Origin of the sequence: Streptomyces hainanensis, assembly GCF_004348415.1 — a bacterium.
Taxonomy (GTDB): domain Bacteria; phylum Actinomycetota; class Actinomycetes; order Streptomycetales; family Streptomycetaceae; genus Streptomyces; species Streptomyces hainanensis.
Window position 1 is genome coordinate 1 of record NZ_SMKI01000363.1, and the last position, 8,193, is coordinate 8,193.

Sequence of the window (8,193 nt, forward strand, 5' to 3'; positions counted from 1 at the left end):
GTCCGAGACGGACGGCTCGGCGCTGCCCTCGTAGGTGAACCCGACCCGGCGGAACTCGACGGCGCCGGTGACGCCGGCGATCTCGCGCTTGCCGTCGTTGCTCTCCAGGTCGGAGGCCGGTGCCGTGCCCTGCCCGTGGCGGAGTCGCCCGGCAGGGGCCCGTGGCCCGCCGCCTCGTCCTCACGACTCCGGGAGAAGCCCCCAGCCATGCCTACGCGCCATGACATCCGCAATGTCGCCATCGTCGCCCACGTCGACCACGGCAAGACCACGCTGGTCGACGCCATGCTGCGGCAGGCGGGAGCCTTCGCCGCGCACCAGCATGTCGACGAGCGCGTGATGGACTCCAACGATCTGGAGCGCGAGAAGGGCATCACCATCCTCGCGAAGAACACCGCCGTGCGGTACCACCCCAAGGGCGGTGGCGACCCGGTCGTCATCAACATCATCGACACCCCGGGCCACGCCGACTTCGGCGGCGAGGTGGAGCGCGGCCTGTCGATGGTCGACGCCGTCGTGCTGCTCGTCGACGCGTCCGAGGGGCCGCTGCCGCAGACCAGGTTCGTGCTGCGCAAGGCGCTTCAGGCCCGGCTGCCGGTGATCCTCTGCATCAACAAGACCGACCGTTCCGACGCCCGGATCTCGGCCGTCGTGGACGAGACCTACGACCTGTTCCTCGACCTGGACGCCGACGAGGACCAGATCGAGTTCCCGATCGTCTACGCCTGCGCCCGCGACGGCATCGCCTCGCTGACGCAGCCGGCCGACGGCACGGTGCCGACCGACAGCGACAGCCTCGAGCCGTTCTTCTCGACGCTGCTGGAGACCGTGCCGGCACCGGTCTTCGAGGAGGACGCGCCGCTCCAGGCGCACGTCACCAACCTGGACGCCGACAACTTCCTCGGCCGGATCGCGCTGTGCCGGATCAAGCAGGGCACGCTGCGCAAGGGCCAGACCGTGGCCTGGCTGAAGCGCGACGGCAGCTCGCAGAACGTCCGGGTGACGGAGCTGCTGATGACGGAGGCGCTGACCAGGAAGCCGGCCGAGGTGGCGGGCCCCGGCGACATCTGCGCGGTGGCGGGCATCCCGGAGATCATGATCGGCGAGACGCTGGCCGATCCGGAGAACCCCGTCCAGCTGCCGCTGATCACCGTCGACGAGCCGGCGATCTCGATGACCATCGGCACCAACACCTCGCCGCTGGTCGGCCGGGGCGGCAAGGGCCACAAGGTCACGGCGCGGCTGGTCAAGGACCGTCTCGACCGTGAGCTGATCGGCAACGTGTCGCTGCGGGTGCTGCCGACCGAGCGCCCGGACGCCTGGGAGGTGCAGGGCCGCGGCGAGCTGGCGCTGGCGATCCTGGTGGAGACCATGCGTCGGGAGGGCTTCGAGCTGACCGTCGGCAAGCCCGAGGTGGTCACCCGGGAGATCGACGGCAAGGTGCACGAGCCGGTCGAGCGGATGACGATCGACGCCCCCGAGGAGCACCTGGGCGCGATCACCCAGCTGATGGCCACCCGCAAGGGCCGGATGGAGACCATGACCAACCACGGCTCCGGCTGGGTGCGCATGGAGTTCCTGGTGCCGTCCCGCGGCCTGATCGGCTTCCGGACGGAGTTCCTGACCGAGACGCGTGGCACCGGCATCGCGCACAGCATCTTCGAGAAGCACGAGCCGTGGGCCGGCGAGCTGCGCACTCGCAGCAGCGGCTCGCTGGTGGCCGACCGCTCGGGCGTCGCCACCCCCTACGCCATGATGAACCTCCAGGAGCGCGGGACGATCTTCGTCGAGCCGGGCACCGAGGTGTACGAGGGCATGATCGTCGGCGAGAACTCCCGGTCGGACGACATGGACGTGAACATCACCAAGGAGAAGAAGCTCACCAACATGCGGGCCGCCTCCGCGGACAACACGGAGAACCTGGTGCCGCCGCGGAAGCTCTCCCTCGAGCAGTCCCTGGAGTTCTGCCGGGAGGACGAGTGCGTCGAGGTGACGCCGACCGAGATTCGCATCCGCAAGGTGGTGCTGGACCAGCGGGATCGGGCCAGGGCCACCTCCCGCGCCAAGCGTCTCTGAGCGCGCCGCGGCGGGCCGCCGGAAGGCGGCCCGGGCGGCGGCCCGGAGGGCGGCGTGCTTGTCGTCGTTTGGCCGGATATCCCCGACGCCCGGTTGTGGTCGTCAAGTGAATTGCCGTGGTCCGGCCCGGCCCCTTCGTCCGCTATCCGGACTGTTCGGCTTGATATGCGTCACATCGGTCCGGATACCGGTGAGTAAGGTACCCCGATTTGTCCGGTTTTGGGGGTTGTCACCTTCCCATCTTCATCAAAATGAAATGGGCTATCGGTGGATGAGACGAAGGTTTATGCGCAACAGTTGTGGGCATTGCGAACCGGACGCGGGTAGACCTCCGCGGGCCGGGGTTCCTTATTGCGTGACAAGTGGACTCCAAGGAGGCAACCCATGCGTGGTGCTCGCAGCGCCAAGTGGGTCGTGAGTGCGATAGTCGTCGCCATGGCGGCAACCGCCTGTGGCGGCGGCGACGACAGCGGCGACGGTGACGGCGAGGCCGCCGACATCGTCCGGGTGGACGGCGGCGAGCCGCAGAACCCGCTGATCCCGACCAACACCAACGAGCAGTTCGGCGCGCTGGTGATCCAGAACGTCTTCTCGAAGCTGCTCGACTTCGACGACAACGGTGAGATCTACATGGTCGCCGCCGAGTCCGTCGAGTCCAACGAGGACAACTCGGTCTGGACGGTCACGCTGAAGGACGGCTGGACGTTCCACGACGGCACCGACGTCACCGCCCAGAGCTACGTCGACGCCTGGAACTGGGCCGCGAACATCGACAACAACCAGAACAACAGCTTCTGGTTCCAGGACATCGTCGGCTACGAGGACGTCCACCCGGCGGAGGAGGGCGCGGCCCCGACCGCCGACGCCATGTCCGGTCTGCAGGTCGTCGACGAGACCACCTTCACGATCGAGCTGACCACCCCCGTCTCGTACTACGACTACAAGCTCGGCTACGACGCGTTCACGCCGCTGCCCGAGTCGTTCTACGACGACCCCGAGGCCTTCGGCGAGCACCCGGTCGGCAACGGCCCGTACGAGTTCGCCTCCTGGGAGCGTGGCCGCGCGATCGAGCTGGCCGCCTACGACGACTACCAGGGCGACGACGCGGCGCAGAACGACGGCATCGAGATCAAGAACTACGAGACCCTCGCGGCCGCCTACCAGGACCTGCTCTCCGGCAACCTGGACGTCATCCGCCAGGTCGACCCGAGGGACCTGCCGGTCTACGAGCAGGACCTCGGCGACCGCGCCATCAACCAGCCCTACAACGGCATCCAGACCATCGTTCCGGTCTGGTACAACTGGGAGGACACCGACCCCCGGGTGCTCCAGGGCGTCTCGATGGCGATCGACCGGGAGACCATCACCACCACGGTGCTGAACGGTTCCCGCACCCCCGCCGACAGCTTCGTCGCCCCCGGCGTCTACGGCTACCAGGAGGGCGCCTCCGGTGGCATCACGGACTACGACCCGGAGCGTGCCCGCGAGCTCGTCGAGGAGGGCGGCGGCGTCCCCAACAACGAGATCGCCATCCAGTACAACTCGGACGGCGGCCACCAGGAGTGGGTCGAGGCGGTCTGCAACAACCTGATCGAGAACCTCGGCGTGACGTGCGTCGGTGACGCCAAGCCGGACTTCGCGACCGACCTCGAGGCCCGCGACGCCGACCAGGTCGTCAGCATGTACCGCGGTGGCTGGTTCCAGGACTACCCGCTGATCGTCAACTTCACCAAGGAGCTCTACGCCTCCTACGCGCAGAGCAACTACGGCCGCTTCAACAGCCCGGAGATCGACGAGCTGTTCGCGCAGGGTGACGCCGCCGCCACGCTGGACGAGACGGTCGCCGCCTACCAGGAGGCCGAGCGAGTCCTCTTCGAGGAGATGCCGGCCATCCCGCTCTGGTACCAGAACGTCAACGGTGGCTACTCGGAGGCCGTGAGCAACGTCCGCTTCACCGCCGCGGGCCAGCCGGTGCTGACCGAGATCACGGTCAACTGAAGCCGTAGCGTTCAGCCGCACGTCGGTACCAGCAGCGTAGAGGGGGCCGACGGGCCGTTCCGGAACGGGAACGGGCCGTCGGCCCCGCCGAATGACATGGAGGAAGCATGGGGCGTTATGTCGTGCGACGACTGCTCCAGATGATTCCGGTGTTCATCGGGTCCACGTTCATCGTCTTCATGATGATGTACGCCCTCCCCGGTGACCCGGTCCGGGCCCTGTGGGGCGAGCGCGCCCCCGACGAGGCCCAGATGGCCGCGCTCCGCGCGGACCTCGGCCTGGACGACCCGATCCTGATCCAGTACTGGCACTACCTCACCGGGCTGCTCCAGGGTGACTTCGGCACCCAGATCGCCAGCAGACGCGAGGTGATCGACGTCATCGGGCAGGCGCTGCCGGCCACGCTGAGGCTGACCGCGCTGGCCTTCCTGATCACCGTGGTGGTCGGCGTCGGCATGGGCCTGCTCGCGGGCCTGCGGGCCGGCAAGGCCATCGACCGCGGCATCCTCTTCCTCACCCTGCTGCTGATCTCCGTGCCGGTCTTCGTGCTCGGCCAGACCTTCCAGACCTACTTCGGCACCCGCTGGGGCTGGGTCACGCCCACCGTCCAGGACTCCGAGGACTGGGGGCAGCTCTTCCTACCGGCGATCGTGCTGGCCTCGCTGTCGTTCGCCTACGTGGCGCGGCTCACCCGCGCCTCCATCGTGGAGAACCGCCGCGCCGACTACATGCGCACCGCCAAGGCCAAGGGCCTCACCCGGCGGCGCGCCGTCTCCGTGCACCTGCTGCGCAACTCGATGATCCCGGTCGTCACCTTCCTCGGCGTCGACCTCGGCAACCTGATGGCCGGCGCCATCGTCACCGAGGGCATCTTCAACATCCAGGGCATCGGCGGCACCGTCTACCGCTCGCTCAACTCCCGCGAGGGCTCGACCGTGGTGGGCATCGTCAGCTTCATCATCGTCGTCTACCTCGTCGTGACCCTGCTCGTCGACCTGCTCTACGCGGTCCTGGACCCGAGGATTCGCTATGCCTGAGCCCAAGGAAGTCCAGTTCAACGAGGGCGAGACCCCCGCCGGCGCGGTGATCCCCGACCAGGCGGGCCCGCTGCCCGTCGCGGTCGTCGAGGGCCCCACGGTGGCCGAGGCGGGCCCGCCGCCCGGCAAGGCGCGCAGCCTCTGGTCGGACGCCTGGAACGACCTGCGCCGCAAGCCCACCTTCGTGATCTCGGCGGTCATCATCCTGGTGCTGCTGGTGATGGCGGCGTTCCCCAGCCTGTTCACCGGCACCAGCCCCCGGGCCGCCGACCTCACCAACAACTACCTGCGGGACCCGCAGCTCGGCCACTTCTTCCGGGGCGACTGGCTCGGCTACAACCAGCAGGGGCAGAGCGTCTACGCGCGGATGATCTACGGCACCCGGGCGTCGATCATCATCGGCCTCTCGGTCACCGCGATCGTCTTCGTCCTCGGCAGCCTCGTGGGCATGGTGGCCGGCTACTTCGGCGGCCCGCTCGACACCCTGCTCTCGCGGGTCACCGACATCTTCATGGGCATCCCGTTCCTGCTCGGCACCATGGTCATCCTGGTCTCCTTCGACGTCAGGACCGAGTGGACGGTGACGGCGGCGCTCGCCTTCCTCGGCTGGACCACGATCGCCAGGGTCATGCGCGGCTCGGTGATCTCCGTGAAGCAGTCCGACTACGTCGCAGCCGCCCGCTCGTTGGGCGCCAGCACCCAACGGATCCTGCTCCGGCACATCCTGCCCAACGCCATCGCCCCGGTGATCGTGGTGGCGATGATCGCCCTCGGCGGCTACATCACCTCCGAGGCCGTGCTGTCCTACCTGGGCATCGGCCTCTCCGAGCCGGCGATCTCCTGGGGCGGCGACATCAACCGGGCCCAGCAGCAGATCCGCGTGGCCGAGCACATCCTGCTCTTCCCGTCGATCCTGCTGAGTATCACCATCCTGTCCTTCCTGATGCTGGGTGACGCCGTGCGTGACGCCCTCGACCCCAAGCTGCGCTGAGGGAGTGACGCGCGTGTCGAACGAGAAGACCAAGGCGGAGGCCTCCGGGGTGCCGCTGCTCGAAGTCCGGGACCTGCACGTGGAGTTCCGCACCAGGGAAGGCGCGGCCAAGGCCGTCAACGGCGTCAGCTACACCGTGGACGCCGGCGAGACGCTGGCCGTGCTCGGCGAGTCCGGCTCCGGCAAGTCGGTCACCGCCCAGACCATCATGGGCATCCTGGACACCCCGCCGGGGAAGATCACCGGCGGCCAGATCCTCTTCCGCGGCAAGGACATGCTCACCATGTCCGAGGAGCAGCGGCGGCGGATCCGCGGCGACAAGATCGCGATGATCTTCCAGGACGCGCTCTCCGCGCTCAACCCCGTGCTCTCGGTGGGCTTCCAGCTCGCCGAGATGTTCCGGGTGCACCGCGGCATGTCGCGCAAGGAGTCCAAGGCCAAGGCCATCGAGCTGATGGAGCGGGTCCGCATCCCGGCGGCGAAGGAGCGGGTCAACGACTACCCGCACCAGTTCTCCGGCGGCATGCGGCAGCGCATCATGATCGCGATGGCGCTGGCCCTCGAACCGGACGTGATCATCGCCGACGAGCCCACCACCGCCCTGGACGTCACCGTCCAGGCCCAGGTGATGGACCTCCTCGCCGAGCTCCAGCGCGACTTCAACATGGGGCTCATCCTGATCACCCACGACCTGGGCGTGGTCGCGGACGTCGCCGACAAGATCGCGGTGATGTACGCGGGCCGGATCGTGGAGAACGCCCCGGTGCACGAGCTCTACAAGCGGCCCGCGCACCCGTACACCAAGGGCCTGCTCGACTCCATCCCGCGCCTCGACCACAAGGGCCGGGAGCTGTACGCGATCAAGGGCCTGCCGCCCACCCTGACCGCCATCCCGTCGGGCTGCGCGTTCAACCCGCGCTGCGCGATGGCGCAGGACGTCTGCCGCGGCGACGTCCCGCCGCAGGTCGACGTGGCGGAGCAGGACGGCGCCCCGATCCCGGGCCGGACCAGCGCCTGCCACTTCTGGAAGGAGACGATCCATGGCTGAGCCGACGCGTGAGCCCATCCTTCAGGTGCGCAACCTGGTCAAGCACTTCCCGCTCACCCAGGGCGTCCTCTTCAGGCGGCAGATCGGCGCGGTCAAGGCCGTCGACGACGTCTCGTTCGACCTGTACCAGGGCGAGACCCTGGGCATCGTGGGCGAGTCGGGCTGCGGCAAGTCCACCGTGGCCAAGCTCCTGATGAGCCTGGAGAAGCCCACCTCGGGCCAGATCCTCTACAAGGGCGAGGACATCGCCAAGCTGTCGAGCCGCGCCCTGAAGGCGGTCCGCCGCAACATCCAGATGGTCTTCCAGGACCCGTACACCTCGCTGAACCCCCGCATGACGGTCGGCGACATCATCGGGGAGCCCTTCGAGATCCACCCCGAGGTGGCGCCCAAGGGCGACCGCGAGAAGAAGGTGCGGGAGCTGCTCGACGTCGTCGGGCTCAACCCGGAGTACATCAACCGCTACCCGCACCAGTTCTCGGGCGGTCAGCGGCAGCGCATCGGCATCGCCCGCGGCCTGGCCCTGAACCCCGAGATCATCATCTGCGACGAGCCGGTCTCGGCGCTGGACGTCTCGGTGCAGGCGCAGGTCATCAACCTGATGGACCGGCTGCAGAACGAGTTCGACCTGTCGTATCTCTTCATCGCGCACGACCTGTCGATCGTCCGGCACATCTCGGACCGGGTCGGTGTGATGTACCTGGGCAAGCTGGCCGAGATCGGCAGCGACACCGAGATCTACGACCACCCGACCCACCCCTACACCCAGGCCCTGCTGTCGGCCGTGCCGCAGCCGGACCCGGCGGGCCGGGACTCCCGTGAGCGGATCATCCTGGCCGGCGACGTCCCGTCCCCGGCCAACCCGCCCTCGGGCTGCCGCTTCCGCACCCGCTGCTGGAAGGCCGAGGCCCGCTGCGCGGAGGAGGCCCCGCTGCTGGCCATCCCGACCCGCTTCGCGTCGGACGACTCGGGCGCCTCCCACCCCTCGGCGTGCCACTTCGCCGAGGAGAAGGACGTCGTCCACGCCTGACCCTGTCTCTTAT

6 protein-coding genes are annotated in these 8,193 nt (G+C 68.5%); all 6 read left to right on the forward strand.

From position 1 onward, the window contains the following. Positions 1-207: 207 nt before the first annotated feature. The 6 genes from typA to E1283_RS26950 all read left to right on the forward strand — a co-directional run bounded on the left by typA (position 208) and on the right by E1283_RS26950 (position 8,180). On the forward strand, positions 208-2,076 hold the full coding sequence (gene typA / locus E1283_RS26925) for a translational GTPase TypA (protein WP_132820756.1): 1,869 nt from the start codon (positions 208-210) through the stop codon (positions 2,074-2,076). 384 nt (positions 2,077-2,460) lie between these two features. Beyond that, positions 2,461-4,074: a peptide ABC transporter substrate-binding protein gene (locus E1283_RS26930; RefSeq protein WP_132820757.1), complete on the forward strand. Its 1,614-nt coding sequence runs from the start codon at positions 2,461-2,463 to the stop codon at positions 4,072-4,074. 107 nt (positions 4,075-4,181) lie between these two features. Further along, a complete protein-coding gene (locus tag E1283_RS26935) occupies positions 4,182-5,111 on the forward strand; it encodes an ABC transporter permease (protein WP_132820758.1) in 930 nt (309 codons plus the stop codon). After that, entirely contained in the window at positions 5,104-6,102 is a 999-nt protein-coding gene (locus E1283_RS26940) for an ABC transporter permease (RefSeq protein WP_132820759.1), read from the forward strand. The genes E1283_RS26935 and E1283_RS26940 overlap by 8 nt, the downstream gene beginning before the upstream one ends. 13 nt (positions 6,103-6,115) lie before the next feature. Then, positions 6,116-7,150 carry an ABC transporter ATP-binding protein gene (locus tag E1283_RS26945; RefSeq protein ID WP_243745131.1) on the forward strand — a complete coding sequence of 345 codons (1,035 nt, stop codon included), beginning with the start codon at positions 6,116-6,118 and terminating at the stop codon, positions 7,148-7,150. Further along, positions 7,143-8,180, forward strand: coding sequence for an ABC transporter ATP-binding protein (locus E1283_RS26950; protein ID WP_132820761.1), 1,038 nt, complete (start codon positions 7,143-7,145; stop codon positions 8,178-8,180). Before E1283_RS26945 ends, E1283_RS26950 begins: the two co-directional genes overlap by 8 nt. Positions 8,181-8,193 lie beyond the last annotated feature (13 nt).